Source organism: Lysobacter sp. HA35, from assembly GCF_054061195.1.
Genome location: NZ_JBSSDY010000001.1, coordinates 1745121 through 1768922 on the forward strand (window position 1 = coordinate 1745121; position 23802 = coordinate 1768922).

At 66.8% G+C, this 23802-nt stretch carries 14 protein-coding genes; 6 read left to right on the forward strand and 8 right to left on the reverse strand.

The annotated features are described in order from the left end of the window. The first annotated feature begins 66 nt into the window (after positions 1-66). The 6 genes from ACVWZN_RS08715 to ACVWZN_RS08740 all read left to right on the forward strand — a co-directional run bounded on the left by ACVWZN_RS08715 (position 67) and on the right by ACVWZN_RS08740 (position 7572). On the forward strand, positions 67-2307 hold the full coding sequence (locus ACVWZN_RS08715) for a putative bifunctional diguanylate cyclase/phosphodiesterase (protein WP_456953460.1): 2241 nt from the start codon (positions 67-69) through the stop codon (positions 2305-2307). Beyond that, the gene (locus ACVWZN_RS08720; protein WP_456953461.1) at positions 2300-3184 is read left to right on the forward strand and encodes a CheR family methyltransferase; all 885 of its coding nucleotides are present in this window, start codon (positions 2300-2302) and stop codon (positions 3182-3184) included. The genes ACVWZN_RS08715 and ACVWZN_RS08720 overlap by 8 nt, the downstream gene beginning before the upstream one ends. 1 nt (position 3185) lies before the next feature. After that, positions 3186-3797 carry a chemoreceptor glutamine deamidase CheD gene (gene cheD, locus ACVWZN_RS08725; RefSeq protein WP_456953462.1) on the forward strand — a complete coding sequence of 204 codons (612 nt, stop codon included), beginning with the start codon at positions 3186-3188 and terminating at the stop codon, positions 3795-3797. Beyond that, positions 3794-4852, forward strand: a complete 1059-nt coding sequence (locus ACVWZN_RS08730; RefSeq protein ID WP_456953463.1) for a protein-glutamate methylesterase/protein-glutamine glutaminase — start codon at positions 3794-3796, stop codon at positions 4850-4852. The genes cheD and ACVWZN_RS08730 overlap by 4 nt, the downstream gene beginning before the upstream one ends. 162 nt (positions 4853-5014) lie before the next feature. After that, entirely contained in the window at positions 5015-6181 is a 1167-nt protein-coding gene (locus ACVWZN_RS08735) for a methyl-accepting chemotaxis protein (RefSeq protein WP_456953464.1), read from the forward strand. Positions 6182-6342: 161 nt separating this feature from the next. After that, positions 6343-7572, forward strand: a complete 1230-nt coding sequence (locus tag ACVWZN_RS08740) for a sensor histidine kinase (protein WP_456953465.1) — start codon at positions 6343-6345, stop codon at positions 7570-7572. On the opposite strand, the gene ACVWZN_RS08745 is transcribed toward ACVWZN_RS08740, so the two are convergent. The 8 genes from ACVWZN_RS08745 to ACVWZN_RS08780 form a co-directional block, all read right to left on the reverse strand. Further along, positions 7561-8376 carry a TrmH family RNA methyltransferase gene (locus tag ACVWZN_RS08745; RefSeq protein ID WP_456953466.1) on the reverse strand — a complete coding sequence of 272 codons (816 nt, stop codon included), beginning with the start codon at positions 8374-8376 and terminating at the stop codon, positions 7561-7563. The genes ACVWZN_RS08740 and ACVWZN_RS08745 overlap by 12 nt on opposite strands. 157 nt (positions 8377-8533) lie before the next feature. Then, a complete protein-coding gene (locus tag ACVWZN_RS08750; protein ID WP_456953467.1) occupies positions 8534-10174 on the reverse strand; it encodes a M4 family metallopeptidase in 1641 nt (546 codons plus the stop codon). Between the two features lie 101 nt (positions 10175-10275). Then, positions 10276-10794 carry a hypothetical protein gene (locus ACVWZN_RS08755; RefSeq protein ID WP_456953468.1) on the reverse strand — a complete coding sequence of 173 codons (519 nt, stop codon included), beginning with the start codon at positions 10792-10794 and terminating at the stop codon, positions 10276-10278. Between the two features lie 3 nt (positions 10795-10797). Next, on the reverse strand, positions 10798-11241 hold the full coding sequence (locus tag ACVWZN_RS08760) for an EF-hand domain-containing protein (protein WP_456953469.1): 444 nt from the start codon (positions 11239-11241) through the stop codon (positions 10798-10800). Next, positions 11238-12434, reverse strand: coding sequence for a TIGR03032 family protein (locus ACVWZN_RS08765; protein WP_456953470.1), 1197 nt, complete (start codon positions 12432-12434; stop codon positions 11238-11240). The genes ACVWZN_RS08760 and ACVWZN_RS08765 overlap by 4 nt, the downstream gene beginning before the upstream one ends. An 87-nt stretch (positions 12435-12521) precedes the next feature. Continuing rightward, positions 12522-19244 (reverse strand): hypothetical protein, encoded by a 6723-nt coding sequence (locus tag ACVWZN_RS08770; RefSeq protein ID WP_456953471.1) that lies wholly within the window; start codon positions 19242-19244, stop codon positions 12522-12524. 205 nt (positions 19245-19449) lie between these two features. Further along, a complete protein-coding gene (locus tag ACVWZN_RS08775) occupies positions 19450-22575 on the reverse strand; it encodes an efflux RND transporter permease subunit (protein WP_456953472.1) in 3126 nt (1041 codons plus the stop codon). A gap of 100 nt (positions 22576-22675) precedes the next feature. Then, positions 22676-23734 carry an efflux RND transporter periplasmic adaptor subunit gene (locus ACVWZN_RS08780; protein ID WP_456954739.1) on the reverse strand — a complete coding sequence of 353 codons (1059 nt, stop codon included), beginning with the start codon at positions 23732-23734 and terminating at the stop codon, positions 22676-22678. Positions 23735-23802: the final 68 nt, after the last annotated feature.

A 23802-nucleotide genomic window follows, 5' to 3' on the forward strand; every position in this document is an offset into this window, starting at 1 on the left:
TCCAATAGCGCAGGACCCTGTCCGTCTGGACGCCCTGCGCGGGACGACCCCACCCGAAGGACCTCCATGGCGCTCATTCCACATCCCGCGAACGACCACATCGATGTGTCGTCGCCGCACGTGTCGGACACGCTGCCGGATGCGAACGCATGGGGCGAGGAATTCGACGATCTCGTCGCGCTGGCCGCGCGCGTCGCCGACGCACCGTTCGCGTGGATCGCACTCAACGATGGCGAGTCGCGCCCGCGCATGGTCGCGCGCTTCGGCCTCGACGCGAGCCTCGATGCATCGCTGATCGCGCTGTGCGCGTCGACCAATTCCGAAGTGCCGCGCCTGACCGTGCCCGATGCGCTGGACGACGCCTGCTTCGTGTCCGAGCCGCTGGTCGCGAGCTATCCGGGCATCCGCTTCATCCATGCACAGGCGCTGCTCGGCGAGCACGGCCGTTACATCGGAACGCTGGCTGTCGCTGATCGCACCGCGCGAACCGCCGCGGGTCGCGATGTCGTGCAGGCGCTTACGCGCGTGGCGGCGCTCGGCGAACGCCTGATCGAGCGCCAGCGCCTGCAGCGTCGCAACCGCATCGCCACGCAGATCATGCAGGCCGGTTTCAGCGCGATGATCGTCACCGACGAACACGGGCAGGTGACGCTCGCCAATCGCGCGGCGGAACTGCTGTTCGGCATCCGCGGCCGTCGCATGCGCGGCATGCCGGTCGAAATACTGTTCCCGTCGCAGCTGCAGACCGACCCGCTTGCGGCGAGCACCTGGCTGAGTGCGGAAGATGGCGACGCCCTGCTCGGCCGCGCGCCGCAGCACCGCCTGCACGCGTTCGGCCCGAATGGCGACGTGCGCTCGCTTGAAGCGACGCGTTGCACGTGGCGCCTCGGCCAGGGCCACGGCAAGGCGATCATCCTGCGCGACATCACCGACGATCTCGCGCAGCAGGCCACGCTGCGACAGCTCGCGCTGTACGACGCACTGACCGGGCTGCCGAATCGCACCGCGCTGGTCGAAACACTGACCGCGCAACTCGAAGCCACCGACACGCCGCTCGCGCTCGCGCTGCTGGGCCTCGACAACTTCAAGACCATCAACGACACGCTGGGCCACGCCGCGGGCGACACCGTGCTGCAGACGACCGCGGCGCGGCTGCGCATGACGCTGCCGGCGAATGCACAGGTCGGCCGTTTCGGCGGCGACGAATTCGGCGTGCTGTTCACCGGCATCGACACCGCCGACCTGCCCGCCCACCTCGACCGCATGCTGGTCGCGGTGAACGAGCCCATGGATGTCACCGGCACGCCGATGCACCTGGAAGCCAGCGTCGGGCTCGCCGTGCGCGAAGACCTGCACAACATCGACGACGACAGCCTGCCGAACGCCAGCGAACTCATCGCACGTGCGGACCTTGCGCTGTACAAGGCGAAGGCGCGTGGCGGCCGCCAGTGGTGTCGGTACGACCTCGGCATGCGCCGAGAAGTCATCGACCGCCGCATGCTCGAAGTCGAGCTGCGTCGTGCATTCGCGCGTGGCGAATTCGAATTGCATTACCAGCCGCAGATCGACCTTGCGAACGGCCTGACCTTCGGCGCCGAAGCGCTGCTGCGCTGGCGTCATCCCGAACGCGGCCTGCTGTCGCCGGCGGCCTTCCTCGACGTGCTCGCCGGCAGTGCGATGGCCAATGACGTCGGCCGCTGGATCATCCGCCAGGCCTGCCGCGACGCCGCGTCGTGGCCGGAAGTCGGCGGCCGCCGCATCGCGATCAGCATCAACCTGTTCCCCGGCCAGGTGCACGAAACCGACCTGCGTTTCGACGTCGACGAAGCGCTGCGCGAAAGCGGCCTGGCGGCAGAGCAGCTCGAACTCGAGATCACCGAAACCATTGCGCTCAAGCCCGACGACAGTGCATCGCGCGCGCTCGCCGCGTTGCGCGCGCGTGGCGTCAAGCTGTCGTTCGATGACTTCGGCACCGGCTTCGCATCGCTGTCGATGCTGCAGCGCTTCCCGATCGATCGCGTCAAGATCGATCGCTCGTTCGTGCGCGACATGCTCGACAACCGCGGCGACGCGGCGATCGTGCGGTCCATCGTTCTGATCTCGCGCAATATGGAACTCGACGTCACAGCCGAGGGCGTGGAGAACCACGCGCAGGCCGAACTGCTGCGCGGCATCGGTTGCCAGGCGGCACAGGGTTTCCTGTACTCCCCTGCACTCGCGCCCAAGGCGTTCGAGAACTGGCTGGCCGCGCAGACGACCGACCCGGTGCGTGCGCCGTGGCGTCGCCCGGAGCATCAGGATGGCTGATGCAACGGCGCGTCGACGCGGCGAGGAATTGCCGGTCGGCGCCAGTATGGAGCGGGTGTTCGCGTTCGAGGATCGCGACTTCAACCGCATCTGCAAGCTGATCCACCAGCGTGCCGGCATCGCGCTCGGCCCGCACAAGCGGGACATGGTCTACAGCCGCCTCGTGCGCCGCCTGCGCGCGCACGGCATGAGCCGCTTCAGCGACTATCTCGACATGCTCGAGATGCGCGGCGATGCGGACGAGTGGCAGGCCTTCGTCAATTGCCTGACCACCAACCTCACCTCGTTCTTCCGCGAGGCCTACCACTTCGAAGCGCTGATCGAGCAGCTGCGTGAGGCGCATGCGCGCGGTCGTCGCGACGAGCCGCTACGCATCTGGTGCGCGGCGGCGTCGACCGGCGAAGAGCCGTGGTCGCTGGCGATCACCGCGTGCGAAGCATTCGGCACGCTTACGCCGCCGGTGCGCATCCTCGCCACCGACATCGACACGCAGGTGCTGGAAACCGCGGAGAACGGCGTGTACGCGCTCGACCGCGTCGCGAACCTGTCGGAAGAACGCAAGCAGACGTTCTTCCAGCGCGGCAGTGGCCCGCATTCCGGCCAGTGCCGCATCAAGCCGGCGCTGCGCGAGCTGGTGCAGTTCCAGCCGATGAACCTGCTCGATGCCAACTATCGCGTCGTGCCCGGTCTCACCGCGATCTTCTGCCGCAACGTGATGATCTATTTCGACAAGCCGACGCAGTACCAGGTGCTGCAGCGCATGCGCCCGTTGCTCGCGGCCGATGGCCGTCTGTACGCCGGCCATTCGGAAAGCTTCAATCACGCCGCCGACCTGTTCACCGGCTGCGGCCGCACCATCTACAAGGCGGCCCGCTGACATGGGCGCCGCGCTCGCCATCGCCGATCCCGGCACCTACTACGACGAAGCGCTGCAGACGCACGCGTTCCGCCTGTTGCCGGCCGAATACCGCGTCTGCAGCGACGCGATGGCGATCGTCACCCTGCTCGGTTCCTGCGTCGCGGCGTGTATCTACGACCCGGCGCTCGGCGTCGGTGGCATGAACCACTTCATGCTTCCGGATTCCGAGCCTGCGTCCATGGCCGCGAAGTCCGACGGCAGTGCGCGTTACGGCGCGCACGCGATGGAACTTCTGATCAACGACCTGCTCAAGCGCGGCGCGCGGCGCTCGCGACTGCAGGCCAAGGTGTTCGGCGGTGGCAACGTGCTGCGCGGTTTCACCAGCGACCCCATCGGCACGCGCAATGCGCGCTTCGTCGTCGACTATCTCGGCGCCGAGAACATTCCCATCGTTGCCCGCGACCTCGGCGACATCCATCCGCGCAAGGTCTGCTTCTTCGTGCAGACCGGCCGGGCGCTGGTGCGTCATCTGCCGGTCACGCGCGACCAGGAAATCGTCAAGGCCGAGCGCGCCCTCTTCGGTCGGCTTTCGCATACGCCCGTTGCCGGCAGTGTGGAACTGTTTTCATGAGTGCAGTGAAGACCGACGCGGCCGCAGGCCGCCCGGTTCGTGTGTTGATCGTCGACGACTCCGCGCTGATCCGCCAGCTCATGACCGAGTTGTTGTCCGCGGATCCGGGCATCGAAGTGGTCGGTGCCGCGGCGGACCCATTCATCGCGCGCGACAAGATCAAGCAGCTCAATCCCGACGTGCTGACGCTCGACGTCGAAATGCCGCGCATGGATGGCCTGACGTTTCTGCAGAACCTGATGCGCCTGCGTCCGATGCCGGTGGTGATGGTGTCGTCGCTGACGCAGGCGGGTGCGACGGTCACGCTCGACGCATTGGCGCTCGGTGCCGTGGACTTTGTCGCCAAGCCGAGCATCGACGTCGCACGCGGCATCACCGAATACGCGACGGTGCTGCGTGAGAAGGTGTTGAACGCGGCGAAAGCACGCGTCGGCCGAATCGAGCCGCGCGCGGCGAGCCATGCCGTCACCGCGTATCGCACGACGGACCGGTTGCTCGCGATCGGCGCATCCACCGGCGGCACCGAGGCGATCCGTGAAGTGCTGTCGGCGATGCCCGCGGATGCACCGGCGGTGGTCATCGCTCAGCACATCCCCGCGCAGTTCAGCGCCTCGTTCGCCGAGCGCCTCGACCGCCACAGCAAGATGACCGTGCTGCAGGCCGAAGACGGCCAGCAGATCCTGCCGGGCCATGCGTATCTCGCGCCGGGTGGGCTCCATCTTCGCGTGCAGCGCAGTGGCGCGCGCTGGCTCTGTCGCGTGGGCGAGGACGACGCGGTGAACAACCATCGCCCGAGCGTCGACGTGTTGTTCGATTCCGTCGCCGCGCATGTCGGCCGCAATGCCGCTGCTGCGCTACTCACCGGAATGGGCGAGGACGGCGCGCGCGGTCTGCAGAAATTGCGCGACACCGGCGCCGCGACCATCGCGCAGGACCAGGCGACGAGCGTGGTCTGGGGGATGCCGGGCGCAGCGGTCGCGCGCGGCGCGGCGCAGCAGGTCGTGCCGCTGGCCGATGTCGCGCAATGCCTGCTCGCCGCCACGCAGCGTGACTGAACAGCTTCATCTCCAGCGCGTCGCAATACGCCGCCGTTCGATACACCCATCGCAAATCAACGTGCAAAACCGCGCCCCGCGCATCGAAATTCGCGACACCGTCCGCTAAAGGGCCTGCCCCCAGTGCCGTTATCACCTTTGACCCTCTTCCAGAGAGCCGCGATGGACTCCCGCGTACTAATCCGAATCGCAGCGCCAGTAGCGCTCACTTTTCTCGTCATGCTCGCTGTCGGGCTCGAATGGCCCACCGCGGTGCGATGGGGCGCTCTCGTTGCGATGTTCGGCGCCTGGCTGGCCTTCGCGTGGTCGATGAGCCATACCGGCGGCAAGCAGGTCTCGATGGTGCGCGAGCAGATGCGCGTTCTCGACGAACTGCGCACCTTCGTGTCGACCGAGATCAACGGCAGCAAGCACGAACTCGACCGCACCAAGGACCTCATCCGTGAGGCCGTCGCCAAGCTCGGTGGCAGCTTCGAAGCGGTGAACCGCAAGTCGCGCGAACAGAACCAGGTGGTGTCGCGCCTGATCGATCGCGGCGACGGCAGCAGCGGCGTCGACGTGCAGCGCTTCGCGGTGCAGGCCAGCCAGCAGATGGAGCAGCTCGTGGAAGCGCTCGAGGCCGTGTCCGGTCAGAGCAACCACACGGTCACGCACATCGACGCGATGGCCGAGCATCTCGACGGCATCTTCGCGCTGCTTGAAGACGTCAAGTCGATTGCCGACCAGACCAACCTGCTCGCGCTTAATGCCGCGATCGAAGCGGCGCGTGCCGGCGAAGCGGGCCGCGGCTTCGCGGTCGTCGCCGACGAGGTGCGCAACCTGTCCGAGCGCAGCACCGCGTTCAACGAACAGATCCGCAAGCTCGCGTATTCGTCCAAGGACGCGATCGCCAAGGTACGTGACACCGTCACCACGATGGCGTCGCGCGACATGGACCGCGCCCGCAGTGCACGCGGGGAAGCGGCGTCGATGCTGGAGCGCGTGGAAGGCATCAACCGCTCGCTCGGCAACGGCATGCGCGATATCTCCGAATGCGGTCGTGCGATCGACGGCTCCGTGTCGGAAGCGGTGCGCTCACTGCAGTTCGAGGACATCGCGACGCAGGCCCTCGGCGCCGCGAACGTGCATCTCGATCGCCTGGCCTCGATCAACCGTGAAGCGGTCGCGCTGCAGGAACTCCTGCACCGCCCGCACCACGACGTCGAAGTGCAGCGCGCACTCGCCCAGATCGCCCAGCGCATCGCCTCGATGCGCGGCGAGTGGGAACGCCCGCCGCACAAGCCGGTGATGCAGCAGTCGATGGACGCAGGCGGCATCGAGCTGTTCTGATTTCACTGACCGCGACACCCCTTCGGGGCCGCCACCGGAAACACCGGTGCGCGGCCCCGATCGTTTTTCGGCATCCGCCAGCGCACTGAACGGCTCACCCGACGCACGCGCTGCGCCTCGTGCCCGCATGGCACACTCCGGCCATGCCCATGGATGCGCCCGTGCCCCCGCACCGCTCCCCTGCGCAGGCCGCGCTGCCCCTGGTGCCGGTGCTGCTCATCGCGTTCGGCGTTCCCTACGCGCTGCATCTCGATATGCGCGCCGCTGCCGCCGTCACCGTCGCGGTGCTCGCTGCCGCCGCATTCGCCGCCTCCGCAATGCGTCGTGCACTCGACAACGGCGACGAACCGGTCGCCGAATGCGAACGGTCCCTGCTCGACCTGACATCCACACTGCCGCAAGGCGTGTTGCTCATCGTCGACGGCCGCCTGCACGCCGCGAATCCGGCCGCGCGTGAAATGCTTGATCTCGATCCCCATGCTGACGTCGCCGCGATCGATCCGCGCACGTTGTTCGTCGACAGCGACATCGCGCGCGCGGTCGTCGCCGAGGGTGCGCTCGATCGCGACGCCCTATTGCGCCGTCGCGGCGCGAGTCCTTTCGATGCCCACGTCTCCGCGCGCGATGCACGCATCACCGGCGTCGCGATGCGCCTGGTTCAACTTGCGGATCTCGGCGCCGATCGCGCGCTGGCCGCGCGGCTGGACGTGCAGCGCGCTGAGCTGGAAACGCTCACGCGCCGGCTGATGAGCGTGCAGGAAGACGAACGCGCGTCGCTCTCGCGCGAGCTGCACGACGACATTGGCCAGGCGATCACCGCGATCAAGCTCTGCGCGAGCTCGCTGGCGCACGAACCCGATCCGCCGCGCACCGCGGTGGTCACGGAAACCGCACACGAGATCGGGCAGATCGCTGACCAGACGGTCGCCAAGCTGCGCGACCTGTCGCTGCTGCTCCGCCCGCCTCAGCTCGACGCGCTTGGCTTGGAAGCCGCGCTGCGCTGGCAGGCCGGCGCGCTGTTCCGCAGCGACCTGCCGCGCATCGAACTCGACATTCCGCCGCTCGATTGCCGACCGCCGCGCGAAGTCGAACTCGCATGCTTCCGCATCGCGCAGGAGGCGCTGACCAACGTGCTGCGTCACGCGAGCGCGGGACGCGTCGTCGTGCAGCTGCGGTGCGACGACGTGGAGCTGCGGCTCCGGGTCGAGGACGACGGTCGCGGCATTCCCGCCGACCATCGCGCCGGCCTCGGACTCATCACGATGCGTGAGCGCGCGCGACTCGTTGGCGGCGTGCTGACGCTGGACAGTCGTCCGGGAAAGACGGTCGTCGAAGCCGTGCTGCCGTTGCCGCCGGAAGCCGACGCTCGCGCGGGGCTGCTACAGGGCTGAGCGCACGCAGCGTCGCCATTCGGCAAGCAGCACCGCCGTCGCGCTGGCGACGTTGAGGCTTTCCACTGCACCGCTGCCGGGAATCGATACGCGCATGTCGCACATCGACGCGAACGTGCGATCCATGCCCGCGCCTTCCGCGCCCATCACGTAGACCAGGCGCTCCGGCAACGTCGCGGTGAAGACGTCATCGCCACCCTTCACGAGCGTGGCCGATAGCCGAAAGCCTGCACCGTGCAGCTGCGCCACCGAGTTGTCCGCGCGACCCAGTCGAACGAACGGCACCGCTTCCGCACCGCCTTCCGCGACGCGCGCCGCCGCGCCAGACAACGCGAGCGTCGACTCCTTCGGAATCAGCACCGCGGAGACACCGAAGTGCGCCGCGGAACGCAGGATCGCGCCCAAGTTGTGCGGATTACCCACGCCATCGAGCCATATCGCGCAATGCGGACCGGCCGGCAGGTCGCGCAGCCAAGTGGACAGCGGCATCGGCATATCGCGCAGAACGTCGGCGACGATGCCTTCGTGATGCGAACTCGCCGCTAGCTTCTGCAGGTCCGGCTCATCGACCACGCGGTATCCCACGCGGTTTGCGACGCACCACTTCAGAAGCGGCTGCACGGCGGGGATGCGCGCCTCGGCCAGATAAAGCTTTCGGATCGCCTCTGGCCGACGCGCGAACACCGCCTGCACCGCGTTGAGCCCATACAGCCGCAGCTCGTCGCGCGCGCCCCGGTCGCCCATCTCGCGCTGGGATGCATCGGCCTGCGGCGGACGCCCACGCGGCGGGAAAGGTCGGTTCATGTCGGCAGCCCTGCGATCGAGGCCGCCATTGTCCGCGATGCGGGCTATGGATGTGTCGAGCCCTCCCGCCGCCGATAGCCTGCACCGCGAAATCCGGCGCCGGAAACGAACGTGCCCGCCATGGAGGCGGGCACGTCGAAAGCCGAACGATGGAACGTCAGTTGACGCTGACCGCACTCCACGCCGCGGCGACGGCGTTGTACTGCGGCGAGCCCGCACCGTAGAGGTCGGTCGCGGCGCTCAACGTCGCAGCGCGTGCGGCCGCGTAGTTGGTGTTGGACGTCATGTAGTGCGTCAGCGCCGTGTACCAGATCTTCTGCGCTGCATCGCGGCCCACGCCGACGAGGCCCGTGTTGCCGTTGCACACCAGCGAGGCCGGCGTCAGGTTGGCTGAGGTACCCGCACCGAAGCCTGCCGGCACCGCCGCGCCCTCCGCGAGCAGGTAGAAGAAGTGGTTCGCTACGCCGGAGCTGTAATGCACGTCCGCTTGTCCGACGTTCGACGAATAGCAATCGCGCGACGCGCCATCCAGGCTGGGCTTGAACATGTAACGCAGCGCCTTGAGGCCGGTGGGGTTGTCCACATAAACGTTCTCGCCGATCAGGTAGTCGGGGCGATCGTTGGCGTTGTTGGCATAGAACTCGACCATCGTGCCGAAGATGTCGGACGTCGCTTCGTTCAACCCGCCGGACTCGCCGGAATACGTCAGGTCGGCCGTATGACTTGTCACGCCATGGCTCATCTCGTGACCTGACACATCCAGCACGGTGAGCGGATTGGTGAACACGCCGTCGCCGTCGCCGTAGGTCATGCAGAAGCAGCCATCGGACCAGAACGCGTTCGAATAATTGCGACCGTAGTGGACGCGGCTCATCGCACCGACGCCGTTATCGGCGATGCCGCTGCGGCCGTGTACGTTCTTGTAATAGTCCCACGTCACGGCGACGCCATACGCTACGTCGGCCGCAGCCGTCTGCGAATTCGTCTTCAGGCCGTTGCCCCAAACGTTGTCCGCGTCGACAACAAGCGTGCCATTGCCGAACATCTGCGTGCCCAGGTTCGTCACCGTGGCGTTGCCGCGCGTCAGGTCACGCAGCTGGAAATTGCCGTTCGCGCACAGCGTGGTCGCAAGCGCCACGGTGCCAGAGGTGAAGGTGTAGCCGGTACCGGTCTTGGCCGTCGCGCCCGCGCAGACCGCAGGAGCGTCCGGCCCCTGCACCGCCGTCTCGATCGTGTCCCACTTGTCGAGCACCGCGGCGGTGCGCGCGTCGACGAAGTAGTGCATGTCGGTCGGCGTCTGGTCGGCCTTCTTGCCGGCGAACGTCACTTCGTACGCGAGCGTCGGCGTGCCGGTGCGCGCATACACGACGAGACGCGCGGTTGGCATGCCGACGAAACCGGTACCGAAATGCGCGCCGGCCTCGACGATCGCGCGATCGCGCGTCACCGTCGGCACGATGTTCGGACGCGCCGTGGTCGCGAGCGTCTGGCTCACGCCGACGGCTTGGCCGTTGCGCGAGTGAACGATGAAGTCGCCGCCGATCACCGGCAGGCCGCGGTACGTGCGCGCGAAACGCACGTGCTCGGTGCCGCGGTGGTCGACGATCGCGTCACCGGCGATGAATGCGTCGGCGTCGGCGCGACGAAGACTCGCGGCCATTGGGCCCCGCGCAAGGCCGAGTGCGCGCTGCGCGACGGCCGCGCGGGTGCCGGCGGCGAGCGTACCGGCGCTGGCCGGTGCGGAGACGACGAGCGCCGCGACGATCGCGGCGGTCAACGAACGAAGCGGATGCTGCATGGTCATTTCCCCTGGAGCGATGATGCCGGCCGAGTCGATGGCGGCGCGACGGATGAGCCGCGACGCGGCCCGGACGACACTTGACGTGATTGAAGGGTGACTCACGCGCGACGCAGGTCCTGCGACGCGACGTGCGCGACGGGCGACAACGTCGCGCCGTCGAAGTACGAAATGCGCTGCGCGAATCCGCGCGGCGAATAGCCAATGAAAACGAAACCGTCTTCGATGGCCTTGCTGTAACGCGCACCCACGTCGCGGTTCTCGAAATCGAGCAGCACGCCGAGCGACTCGGGTGCGGAAAGCGACGCGTTGTACGTCGCAAGAATGCTGCGCGACGCGAGCGCGAACTCACGCGCAGCCCGCTGACCTCGGCGACTCTCTGCGAAGAACTGCCGGTAGTTGTAGACCGGCTGACGCAGGCGCGGCAGCACGCGGATCGCGGCCGTCGACACACCCCAAATCGCGCCACTGTCATCGCGCGCGATCGAGACCGCCTGCGTGGCGCGCTTTTCCGCGGCCGCGCGGTCGGGCAACGCGCGATGGCCGAGCCAGAAGTCCGCGAGCTCCGACTGCAACTCGGGCGTCACCTGCTTCCACACCGGAATGATGTCGATCGACATCGATCAGCGCCCCTTCGACGCCGGCGACGCGGATGCCGGCGCGCGCGGCGCGAGCGCCTGCACGAGCCCGACGTACTCGGCGAAGGTGAGCTTCTGGTCGTAGTTCAAGTCGAAACGCGACAGCGGTGCGGCGGCGCCCTGTTGCTTGGCGAGCGCGACCCCGGCGTATTCCTTCGCATCGAGGCTGCCGTTGTGGTCGGTGTCGAGATGCTGGAACTGCGCACGCAGTCGGCCTTCGACCTGCATGCGCGACTGAAGACGCGCCCAGCCCTGGCGGAACTCGTCGTGAGTCAGCGAGCCGTTGTGGTCGACATCCCACGCACTGAAGACGGCGTCGGCTGGATTCGGCTGCGCGGCCGCTTTCGGAGCCGCGGCGGGCGGCGTCGCCGCGATCGCAAACACGGGCGCGAGTGCAGCCATCGTAAAGGTGAGCAGGATGCGTTTCATGGAGCGAGTTCCGCGCCGGGAACGGCGGATTCGAAAGTGATGAGGTCGCGGATCTCGGCGGTGCGCAGGCCGATCATCATCGGGTTGCGCACGCCGGGCAGGAAGCTGATGTCGAACAGTTCGGTCACGTCGCCCTCGAAGCGGATCCAGTTGAGGACATCGCCATTCGTGAGCGAAACGATCTGCACGCCGCACCAGGGATCGGCATCGCGCTTGCGCAGTTCGTCGTCGAGTTCGAGACCTTCGAAGCGCTGGTTGCGTGGCTTCGACAGGCCGACTGCTGCGACGTTGCCGACGATCGACAGGCCGCGCGCGAAGCCCGGCACGAAGGTGAGCGGGACGAACGCCTTCTTGTCGAAGTCGACCCAGCCCAGATGCCCGGTACCCGCGTTCAGCACCCAGAGCTTGCCGTTCGCCCAGCGCGGCGAATGCGGCATCGACAGGCCTTCGCAGACGATCTCGTCCGTCTCGATATCGATGACGACGCCACCGTCGCGACGGCGATCGCGCCACCCGTCCACGCTGTCGCTGCGGCAGACGGCGGTCACGTACTTCGGCCGGCCGTCGACCATCGCGAGGCCATTGAGATGGCACCGATCCTCCGGTGCGAGGCGACTGATGAACTTCGGCTTCCAGATCGCCTTGAAGCTATGCGTCGTGCTCAGTTCGGCAAGGCAGGAATACTTGGTGTTGACGAACACGACGCGGCCGTCGCTGCGGATGCCGAGCTCGTGGATGTCGAGGTCGCCTATCGTCTGTGCATTGCGCGGCACGTAGCACTTGTCGTACTGGCCGTGGATCACTTCATTGGGGCGCAGCACGTTCTCGAAGCGCCACAACTGGTACAGGCCGCCGAGGTAGATGCGCTGCGCATTGCCGACCACGCCCATGGCGCGCTCGAAGATTCGTTCGAAGAACGAGACGCGGCCTTGTGCATCGCTGCCGACCAAATACAACCGGCCGCTTTGATACGACGAGATCGCGATCGACATGCGGTTCTGCGCAAGCCAGCCGGCAAGTCCGCGCGAGCAGCTCTTGTCGACCTTCAGCTGCGTCAGATCCACGGGCGGCTTTGCAGCGGGTGCGCCCGCTGCGGGCGGCTCGGCACCGACGGTATCGAGTCGCGCCTGCGCGCCCGAAGGCTCGCTGTTTTCGTTGATCGGCGTTGCGTCCGCGCCTTTCTCGGTCGCCACGTGGAACTCCAGAAGTCGAACGTCAAACGAGTATGCCAGCGCCTCGAAAGCCCTCGGCCGGCGGACTGATCCGCCGGCCGCGGAGCATTACCAGGTGTAGCGCATGATCACCTGGCCGCCGAGGAAGTCTTGCAGCGCACCGCCGTCCGTCCAGTCCACGCCGCCCGACACGCTGATGCCGTGGTACTGCATGCCAACGCCGAGGTTCACCTTCGCGCTGGTGCCTTCGGTGGTCGTCGTGCCGCTGAAGACGCTGTCGATGTCGTAGGACGTCTCGCCATCGAACTCGCGTACCGCGCTGAGTGCGCCGTACGGCATCCACGTCACCGCACCGCTGTGCAGCAGCGTGTTGAACTCGACGCCGAGGCGCGCGCGGGTGGACCGGCCACCGTCGGCCGAGAACACCGCCGTCGCGCCATCGACCGCATCGATGTTGTCGATCGTGGTGCGCGTGTACTGCGCCTGCGGAACGACGTTGACGCCAGCGAACGACAGGCCGCCGAGACCGGCTTCGACGTTGAACGCCGAACCATCACCGCGCGTCTTCTGCGGGCCGGCCGACGAATTCATCTTCGCGGTGAAGCTGTTCCAGCGATACGAGAGATCGACGTAGCTCCCGTTCGTACCGAACCAGCTGCCATAGACACCCGAGGTCTCGCCGCGCAGGTGATCGGTGCCGGTCTTCGCGACGAGGGTCTCGCTCGAATCCGCCTCGCCGACGAGCACACCGAGGTGCACGCCGCGGCCGACATGCGCATCGAAGCCCACCTCCGTGCCGTGCGTGGACTGGTCGAAGCGCAGATCGCCCGATGAACCCATCGTGGTACCGAGATTCTCCGGCGCCACGCGACCGTGCTCGCCGAACACACGCACCCACGGGCCAAGCCCGACGCGACCTTCGTCGAGCGACGGGTTGAAGCCCATGCGCTCACGCCAGGTGCCGACCTGCGCGCTCATCAGGCTGTGCGCCGCCGGTGCGACGGTCGCCGCAAGCGCGCCGGCCGTGTTGAGGCCCGCGATGTCGAGGCCGACGAAGAAGATGTCGGGCGCCGCGTTGCTGGGCGAGAGCGAACTGGTGACACCGACGCGCAGGTCGAGGAAGTCCGCCGGCGAGTAACCGATCAGCTGGCCGCCGACGAACGAACCCGCGGTCGAATCGCCGCTGACACGTGCGAATTCGGTCGGCGTGACCGCGCCATCGGACGGCAGCCCGGTGAAGTAGACATCGACCGTCTGCACCGCATTCGGCACCACGTTGCCGTTCACCACGAGATGATCGGCGCCGCCACCGTTCGGATCGAGATCAACCGCGAGACGTCCGGCGCCGGCGAGGTTGCCGGTCAGCGTCAACGTGTCCGTCGGGCTGCCGTTCGCCATGTCGATCAGGCCGGTATTGGTGAACGCCTTCGCGTTCGCGGCGCCCATGTCGATCACGCCACTGTCGAGAATGCGCAGCGTGCCGGCGTTGGCGAACGTGTTGCCGGTCGTGCTCGTGCCGAAGCGGATCGTGCCGCCGCTCAGGAACAGCGTGCCGCCGGCTGCGTTCGTCAGGCTGTCGTCGCCCGCACCGAAGGCGATGGAGCCGCCATCGAGCACGAGGTTGGCGTTTGCCGCGTTGACCAGAGTGTCGTTGCCGTCACCGAAGTCGGTCGACGCGTTGTAGACCGTCCATGTGCCGCCGCTGTTGTTGACGAACACATCGTCGCCCGCGCCAGTGATGACTGCCCCGGTGATCGAACCGCTGTTGCGGATGTCCTGCACGCCCGCATCGCCGCGCACCGCGATGGCGGCATCGCCGTCCGCGACCGGCGACAACGTGCCGGAGTTGAGCAGCGTGCCCGCGGTGTCGAAACTCACCGCCACGGCCGAGGTATCGCTCGCGCTGGTGATCAGGCCGCGGTTGTCGATGACGACGCTGCCTGCCCCGCCGGCGCGCACGCCGATGGCTTCATCCGTGCTCGACGTGGCAGAGATCGTGCCGCTGTTGAGCAGCGACGCTGCGCCCGGCCCGTTGGCAATCGCGACGCCGGTCGCGACGCCGTAAGCCTGTGCGTCGATCGTCGAACGGTTCTCGATCGCGAGCGCGCCGTAGGCCGTCGCATCGATGCCCGTCGCGGTGCCGTAGTTCGACAACGCGGTGATCGCACCGCGGTTGAGCACGCTCGCACCCGCATAGGTCTGCACCAGGATGCCGTCGGCGATGCCGTAAGCGGTGGCGCTGATGGGAGCCGCGTTGTCGATCGTCAGCGAACCACCGCTGCCGGCCACAACGCCGTAAGCGTCGCCTGCAGAGGACGACACGGTGATCGCGCCGCCGGTCGTCGCGACCGTCGTGCTGCCGTAGCCGAACGCGTTGATGCCCATCGCAAGCAGGTCGCCGTTCACCGTGAGCGCGCCGCTGTTACGAGCCGTGGTGCCGCCCTGGTTGTCGGCGAGCATGCCGATCGCCGTGTCCTGCGAATCCACCTGCAGCGTGCCGCTGTTGATTGCAGCCCCGTTCCCGGCGCCGCTGACGTCGAAGCCGAATGCGCGACTGGCACCGGATACGCCGAGCGTGCCCGTGTTCGTCGCGCTGGCGCTGGCGTCGCTGGTCACGAACGCGCCGATCGCCGAATCACCGGTGATCGTTGCGGTACCGGAGTTCGTGAACGATCCGGCCGTGGCGCCACTGGCATACGCGCCGTAGGCGAACGCGCCGTTAACCGTCAGATCGCCGCTGGTGCTGACGGTAACGCCATCACCGACCGCCGCGATGCCCATCGCCTGGTCGTAAGCGGTGACATCGATCGATCCTACGTTCGTCGCGACGATATTCGCAGCGGCAAGATCGAGACCCACCGCACTCGCGTAATACGACTGCGCGCCAATCGCGCCGCTGTTGGTCAGCGCGATCGCGTTCGTTGCACGACCGACGACCGATGTCGCGTTGCCGTAGACCGAATAGGCCTGCACGTCGCCGGTGTTCGTCAGCGTCGCAGTGTCGCCCGCCTGGACGAACGCACCGATCGCGTCACCCTGGACACCGAGTGCGTAGATGCTGCCACTGTTGTCGAAACCGACATCACCGGCCAGCGCGCGCGCACGCACGCCATAGGCGCCGAAGTAGCCGACTCCGTTGATCGTGCCACTGTTATCGACGTGAACGTCACCGTTGGTGGCCGTCAGCCTTACCGCCTCGGCACTGGTGTTCGAATAGTTCCCGACGCCAATCGAAGTGATATCACCGGTATTGGTCAGGCTAACGTCGCCGTAGGTCGAGTTGCCGCGCGCACCAACCGACGGGAAGTAAGAGCCATAACTTTGAATCGCGCCGGCGTTGTCGATGGCGACATCCCCCTGCGTCGAACGAGCCGACACGCCGAAGGCGATCGCGCCCCCGCCATAGATGGAACCGTTTCCGCCATTCGCGATCGACACGTCACCGGCATCGGCGTGGACGTCTATGCCGTAGCCGCGCACTGCATACGCGGCGACCGCGCTGTCGTTCGTGACGCTCGCGCCGGCCAGGCCATCGGCATGGATGCCCGTCGCGAAATAACCGCCGTAGGCGCTGACCGCGCCCGTGTTGTCGACATGAGCCGTGCCGCCGTTCGAGATCGCCGCCAGACCCGTCGTGTAGTGATAGCCACCGACCGTCGGCGCCGCGACATATACATCGCCGCTGTTGACGATCGTTGCAGGGCCGATGACCGACTCGGCGACAATGCCCTCGAGCGTGCCGTGACCCAAGACGTCCACACTCGCGTTATTGGTCACCGTCGTTGCCGCATCACCCAACCCGATGATGCCGGTAGTCGCGTAGTGGGAGGACAGCGTGTTGGCCGTAATAGCGCCAGTATTCGATATGTCGACTGTGCTGCCTGCCCCCGTCGCAATGGCTTCGATGCCAGTGCTGTTCCAGAACGCGTTGACGTTCATGTCGCCCGCGTTGACGATACTGACATTCGCCCCGTCGTACCCAGTGGAGACGTGGATGCCGGTGGACACAAGCGAGTAGTAGGTGGCGCCGATGGTTAACGCACCGTCGTTCGTCACCGATGCCATGCCGTCGGAGCGCACGTCGATGCCGTTGGCGTAATAAGCGTTCGCGATGATGTCGCCATGGTTCTGCACCACTGCGCCACCAGTGCCGGCCTGCACGCTGATGCCCGTCGCCAACGAGCTGTAGATGCCGTAAGCCCCGACGACCGAGACATCAATTGCGCCGGAGTTGGTCACTGTCGCCAGACCAGTTCCGCTCGTTGCGTACACGCCAAACGCATTGCCTAGCCCGCCCTGCGTCGCCTGCGAGCTGATTGCACCGCTGTTGTCGACGCTCACGCCATCCGTCGCCTGCGCTTCGATGCCGGCAGCCCAGCTGTAGCCCGACAGGCGCATCGATCCGGAATTCGTTACGGCGATGTCGCCGCCGCTCGCGAAAATGCCGTCGGCCGTTGCGTACGCGGAACTGACCTGGAAATCACCGCTGCTATTGATCGTGACGCTGTCGCCCAAGGCTGCAATGCCAGTGGCGTTGCCATAGCCCGTGACGATAACGGGCCCGTCATTGGTGATCGCAACATTCGCGGCGCCGAGATACATGCCGATGGCGCCGCCGTTGTTGGACTGTGCTGTGATCGCACCGTTGTTGGTCAGAGCGATCCCATCGATCGCCTGCACCACGAGCGCTGCGGCGAGCCCGTCTCGCGAGTACGCCTGCACGTCGCCGGTGTTCGTCAGCGTCGCAGTGTCGCCCGCTTGGACGAACGCACCGATCGCGTCACCCTGCACACCCAGCGCGTAGAGGCTGCCGCTGTTGTCGAAACCAACATCACCCGCCAGGGCCCGCGCACGCACGCCGTAAGCGCCGAAGTAGCCGACTCCGTTGATCGTGCCACTGTTATCGACGTGAACGTCACCGTTGGTGGCCGTCAGCCTTACCGCCTCGGCACTGGTGTTCGAATAGTTCCCGACGCCAATCGAAGTGATATCACCGGTATTGGTCAGGCTAACGTCGCCGTAGGTCGAGTTGCCGCGCGCACCAACCGACGGGAAGTAAGAGCCATAACTTTGAATCGCGCCGGCGTTGTCGATGGCGACATCCCCCTGCGTCGAACGAGCCGACACGCCGAAGGCGATCGCGCCCCCGCCATAGATGGAACCGTTTCCGCCATTCGCGATCGACACGTCACCGGCATCGGCGTGGACGTCTATGCCGTAGCCGCGCACTGCATACGCGGCGACCGCGCTGTCGTTCGTGACGCTCGCGCCGGCCAGGCCATCGGCATGGATGCCCGTCGCGAAATAACCGCCGTAGGCGCTGACCGCGCCCGTGTTGTCGACATGAGCCGTGCCGCCGTTCGAGATCGCCGCCAGACCCGTCGTGTAGTGATAGCCACCGACCGTCGGCGCCGCGACATATACATCGCCGCTGTTGACGATCGTTGCAGGGCCGATGACCGACTCGGCGACAATGCCCTCGAGCGTGCCGTGACCCAAGACGTCCACGCTCGCGCTATTGGTCACCGTCGTTGCCGCATCGCCGGAACCCACGATGCCGTTGGTGGCGGAGCGACTCGACAAGGTATTGATCGCGATCGCGCCATTATTGGACACGTCGACCGTGCTGCCCGCTCCGGTGGCGATCGCTTCGATGCCGGTACCGCTAAGAAATGCATCTACGGTCAGGTCGCCGGAATTGACGACACCGACGTGAGCTCCGTCGTAGCCGGCCGAGGCATGGATACCCGTGGCCTCAAGCGTGTAGTTGACGCTGCCAATGGCCAGCGTGCCCTCGTTCGTCACCAGGGCTGTGCCGTACGAGCGCACGTCGATGCCGTTGGCGTAGTAACCGTTCGCCGTGACGTCGCCATGGTTCTGCACCACTGCGCCGCCAGTGCCGGCCCGCACGCTGATGCCCGTCGCCACCGCGCCAGGCCCGTAGGCATCCACCAAAACGTCCAGCGCTCCCGAGTTGGTCACCGTCGCCTGGCCGGCTCCGCCCGTGGCGTATATGCCAAACGCGCTGCTCTGTACGCCGTAGGCGTACTGCGTCGCATGCGAGTTGATTGCGCCACTGTTGTCGACGGTCACCCCATCGGTGCCCTGCGCTTCAATGCCCGCGGACCAGTTGTAGCCGGACACGCGAATCGACCCGGAGTTCGTGACGTCCACGTCGCCAGCGCTCGCGAAAATGCCGTCGGCGGTTGCGTAGGCGGAACTGATCTGCAGATCGCCGCCGTTGTTGATCGACACCGCATCAGTCGCGACCGTGTAGATGCCGGTGGCCTGCATAAGCCCGTTCGCGGCGATGGCGCCTACGTTCGCAATGTCAACTGCGTCGGCGATGCCCACGATGCCAAGCGACGCGTAATTGATGGTGCTGGCACCGAGCGCGATGGCGCCCGAGTTCGTGATCGCGACGCCTCCATCCACCGCGTTGCCACTGATGCCTACGCCGATCGCCGACCCGGCGTACGCCGAATCGATCGTGATGTCGCCGGTATTGTTAATGTGGACGTTTGCGCCGCTGGCGTACCCGTCCACCCCGACCGTGTACCCCGAAGCCGCCGCATACGTAACGGGCACGTTGTTATCGACGACGGTGTCGCCCGTCTGCGGGGGCGGCACCAAAGAGTTGAAGGCGGGAGCCTGCACGGCGGAAACACGCGTGAGGTCGTGAACGGGGTAAGTCGGGACGAATGCGGCCGGCGCGCTATAGCTCGTCGACATGCGTGCCGGCGCCGCGAGGGCCATGCCCGGGCCGGCAAGCGCGACCGCTGCGACCGATGCCGCGAGGGCGTGGCGGATCGCCGATGCAACCGGCGCCATGCGAATAACACGCGACGTTCCAGCGCGGGCCGCGCGGGCCGGCTTCTTACCTTGCATCGAGTTTTTCCCCTGTAGGCGACACACCACGCCCGCAAAGCGGGACGACGGCTACACTTTTGTGACGCCGATCATAAGGGGGCTCCAACGCAAAACGGAAGTGCTTCCGGCCATCGTCAACCCTTCCGGGCTGACGATGATGAACCGGTCAGGCGTGACCACCCGCCTGCGGCGTACTGGCTTCCAAGGCCTCGAGCTCATGGCTGACCGCCTCGGGCGATCGGGTGTACTTCGCGAGCAGCACATAGAACGCGGGGACGACGAACAGCGAGAGCAGCGTCGAGAACGAGACGCCGAAAATCACCACGACGCCGATCGCCGCGCGGCTCGCGGAACCCGGTCCGCCGGCGAGCACCAGCGGCACCGCACCGACGACCGTCGCGATCGAGGTCATCAGGATCGGCCGCAGGCGCACGCTCGCGCTTTCCACGATGGCCTGGTGGATCGTGCGGCCTTCGTCGCGCAACTGGTTGGCGAACTCGACGATCAGGATGCCGTTCTTCGCCGCGAGGCCGACCAGCATGACGATGCCGATCTGGCTGAAGAGGTTGAGCGTGCCGTGCGTGATCCAGATGCCGAGCAGCGCGCCGAGCACGCCCAGCGGCACGGTCAGCATGATCACCAGCGGATGGATGAAGCTTTCGAACTGCGCGGCGAGCACGAGGAATACGACGAGCAGCGCGAGCGCAAACGTCAGCACCACGGCGCCGCCGGCCTGCTGGTATTCGCGCGACTCGCCCTTCCAGTCGATCTGCGCTTCCGGCGGAAGATCCTGTTTGACCGCCTGGTCGAGGAACTTGATCGCGTCGCCCATGCGATAGCCCGGCGACAGGCCGGCGCTGAGGGTGATCGAACGCAGTCGATTGAAACGATTGAGGCTACCCGGCTCGGCGACTTCGCGCAGCGTCACCAGATTCGACAGCGGCACCAGCGAACCATCGCGCGCACGCACCTGGATCTGCTCGAGATCCGCCGGCGACGCACGCGCGACGCGGTCGGCCTGCACGATGACGTCGTACTCCTCGCCGTTCTGCACGAACGTGGTGACGCGACTGCTGCCCATCATCGTTTCGAGCGCATGACCGATGTCGGTGACGCTAACCCCGAGATCCGCAGCGCGGCCGTGGTCGATCTCCACGTGCATCTGCGGACGCGTCTCCTTGTAGTCTGAGTCGACGCCGAAGAAACCCGGGTTCTGTTCCATTCGCGCCTGCAACGCGTCGCGCCACTTCACCAGCTGCGCGTAGTCGGGGCCACCGAGCACGATGTTCACCGGCTGCCCGCGCGAACGCACGAGTCCACCGCTCACCTGCGCGGCGACTTTGACGCCCGGAAGTTTCGCGAACTCCTTCTTCAGGCTGTCGGCCGCGTCCGCGGTGCTGGTGGTGCGCTTGTCCCAGTCCTGCAGGAACACGGAGATACGGCCCGTGTGCATTTCCTCGCTCGCGCCGAATCCACCCGGAACACGCGGGTTGTAACGCGCGATCGTCTTGCCGTTGCCGGTACGCGCCGCGAGGATCTTCTCGACCTGCTGCACCTGCCCGACCGTGTAGTCGAAGCCCGCGCCTTCAGGCCCGGTGATCATCACCTGGAAGAAGCCGCGATCTTCCGCGGGCGCAAGCTCGCTCGGCACGACCTTGAACAGCGCGAAGCTCGCCGCCAGCGCGACCAGCATCAGCAGGCCGAACATCCACGGGCGTTCGACGGTGGTGTCGAGGAAGCGTCGATAACGCGCGCTCACCGCTTCCAGCCGCGTGTTCACGAACCGCGTCGCCGGATTCGATTTTTCATCGCTATGCGGACGCACGAGCTTCGACGACATCATCGGCGTGAGCGTCAGCGCGACGAATGCCGACAGCGCGACCGCGCCGGCGAGCGCCACCGACAACTCACGGAACAGTCGGCCGGTATTGCCCTGCATGAAGCCGATCGGCAGGAAGACCGACACCAGCACGGCGGTCGTCGCGATGACCGCGAACGCGACCTGCTTCGTGCCACGCGCAGCGGCGACGAGGCGTGGCTCACCCAGATCCGATCGACGCTGGATGTTCTCGAGCACGACGATCGCATCGTCGACCACCAGGCCGATACACAAGACCAGCGCGAGCAGCGTCAGCAGGTTGATCGAGTAACCGAATGCATACAGCGGAATGAACGCGGCGATCAGGCAGACCGGCACCGTCACCGCTGGAATCAACGCGGCGCGGAAACTGCCGAGGAATAGCCAGATCACCACGAGCACGAGGATGATCGCCTCCGCCAGCGTGTGATAGACGCGATCGACCGCGGCATCGATGAACGTGGTGGTGTCGAACGCGACGAAAATATCGGTGCCCGGCGGCAGCGACGGACGGATCTCGTCGGCCGCGACACGCGCGGCGCGTGCAACGTCTAGGCTGTTGGCGGTCGACGTCTTGATGACGCCGAGGCCGATGTTGTTCTCGCCGTTGCTGCGGTAGTACGCGCGGCGCTCGGCGGTGGTCAGCTCGACGCGCGCGATGTCGCCCAGGCGCACGACGTAGCCATCGTCGCCCTTCTTCAGCGGAATCTGCGCGAAGTCCTGGGGCTTCTGGTAGTTGCGTGCCACGCGCAGGGTGAAGTCGCGCGTCTGCGATTCGATGCGGCCCGCCGGCAACTCGACGTTCTCGGCGCGCAGCGCGCTTTCGACATCGTTGACCGTGATGTTGCGCGCGGCCATCGCGTCGCGGTCGAGCCAGATGCGCATCGCATAGCGCTGCTCGCCGCCGATGCGGACCTGCGCAACGCCTTCCAGCGCTGCCAGACGATCGACGATGTAGCGGTCGGCGTAGTCCGACAGCTGCAGCGTGTTCATCGACTTGCTGCTCATGTTGAGCCAGATGATCGGGTCGGCGTCGCTCTCGACCTTCGCGATCTGCGGTGCATCGGCCTCGTCGGGCAGGCGATCGACCACGCGGCTCACCGCATCGCGCACGTCGTTCGCCGCGGCTTCCATGTCGCGCGTGAGCTTGAACTCGATCGAGATCGACGAGCGTCCGTTGACGCTGCGCGAATCGATGGACTCGACACCCTCGACGCCCGACAGCGCGTCCTCCAGCACCTGCGTGATGCGCGTTTCGACCACGCTCGCCGACGCACCCTGGTAGCTCACGTCCACCGACACAACGGGCGGATCGATCGCCGGCAATTCGCGCAGCGTGAGGCGGCTGAAGGCCATCACGCCCAGGGTGATGAGCAGCAGGCTCATCACGGTCGCGAACACGGGACGGCGGATCGACAGGTCGGACAGATTCATCGCGAAGGCTCAGGCTCGTCGCGCCCGCGTGCCGGCGGCGTCGGAGGACACCCGGTGCGTGGGCGTCGGGAAATGCCGGGCATTGCGCGCCCGGCGCAGGTCACGCGGCCTTGCCGCGCGGCGCCTTGGAAACGTCGCTGATCTTCGCGCCCGGTTTCAGCTTGCCGGTGCCGTCGACGACGATGCTGTCGCCGACCGCGATGCCCGACAGCACCTCGACGCGGCCATCGGTGCGCGTGCCGAGCTTCACGTCGGCGCGTTCGGCCTTGCCGTCGCGCACGCGATACACGTACGAGTCGTTGCCGACCTGCACCACCGCGATCTCCGGAATCAGCAGCGCCTGGCGCTCGGCTCGTGCGACGTCCACCTGCATCAGCATGCCGGGCTTGAGCGCGTGGTCGGCGTTCGGAAACTGACCGCGGATGGTGACGGCGCGGGTGGTGGGATCGACGCGCGCATCGACCGTCGCGACCGTGCCGTCGAAACGGCGACCGGCATACGCGGCGGCGTGGCCGCTCAGCGATTCACCCGCCGATACCTGCGCGAGTTGCGTCTCGGGCACGGGGAAGTCGACGAAGACCGTGCCGAGATCGTCGAGCGTGGTGATCGCGGTGCCCGGCGTCACCAAGGAGCCGGGGCTGACTTGGCGCAGGCCGACCACGCCAGCGAACGGGGCGCGGATGACGCGATCGGCTGCCTGCGCGCGCATCTGCGCGACGCGGGCGATCGCGGCGTCGCGCACGGCGCGCTGGGTCTCGAGCTGGGAACGAGCGATGAGCTGCTGCGTCGCGAGCGAGGCCTGGCGGTTGTAGAGGTCACTCGCTTCTTTCGCCGCGGCCTCGGCCGAGCGCAGCTGCGCCGCCTCGGCGTCGCCCACCAGCGTGATCAACGGCGCGCCGGCGCGCACGGTGTCGCCGCTGTCGAAGTGCACCGTCTGCACCTTCTGCGACACGCTGGCGGTAACCGTCACCGACTCGCGCGCGCGCACGGTGCCGAGCGCCTGCAGCGTGTCGACGAAGGGCTGGGTTCGGACGACTTCGGTCGTCACCGTGATCGGGCGGTCGCCGCCGCCCTTGCTGCTGCCGTCCTTGGCGGCGTTCGCCCGGTCACCGCAGCCCGTCAGGGCCAGGGCTGCCACGAGGGCCGGGAACACCAGAATCGATCGCATGCGGATCCGAACAACGGGGGGACCGGGAATTCTATCGAGCCCATGTGTTACGACCCGTG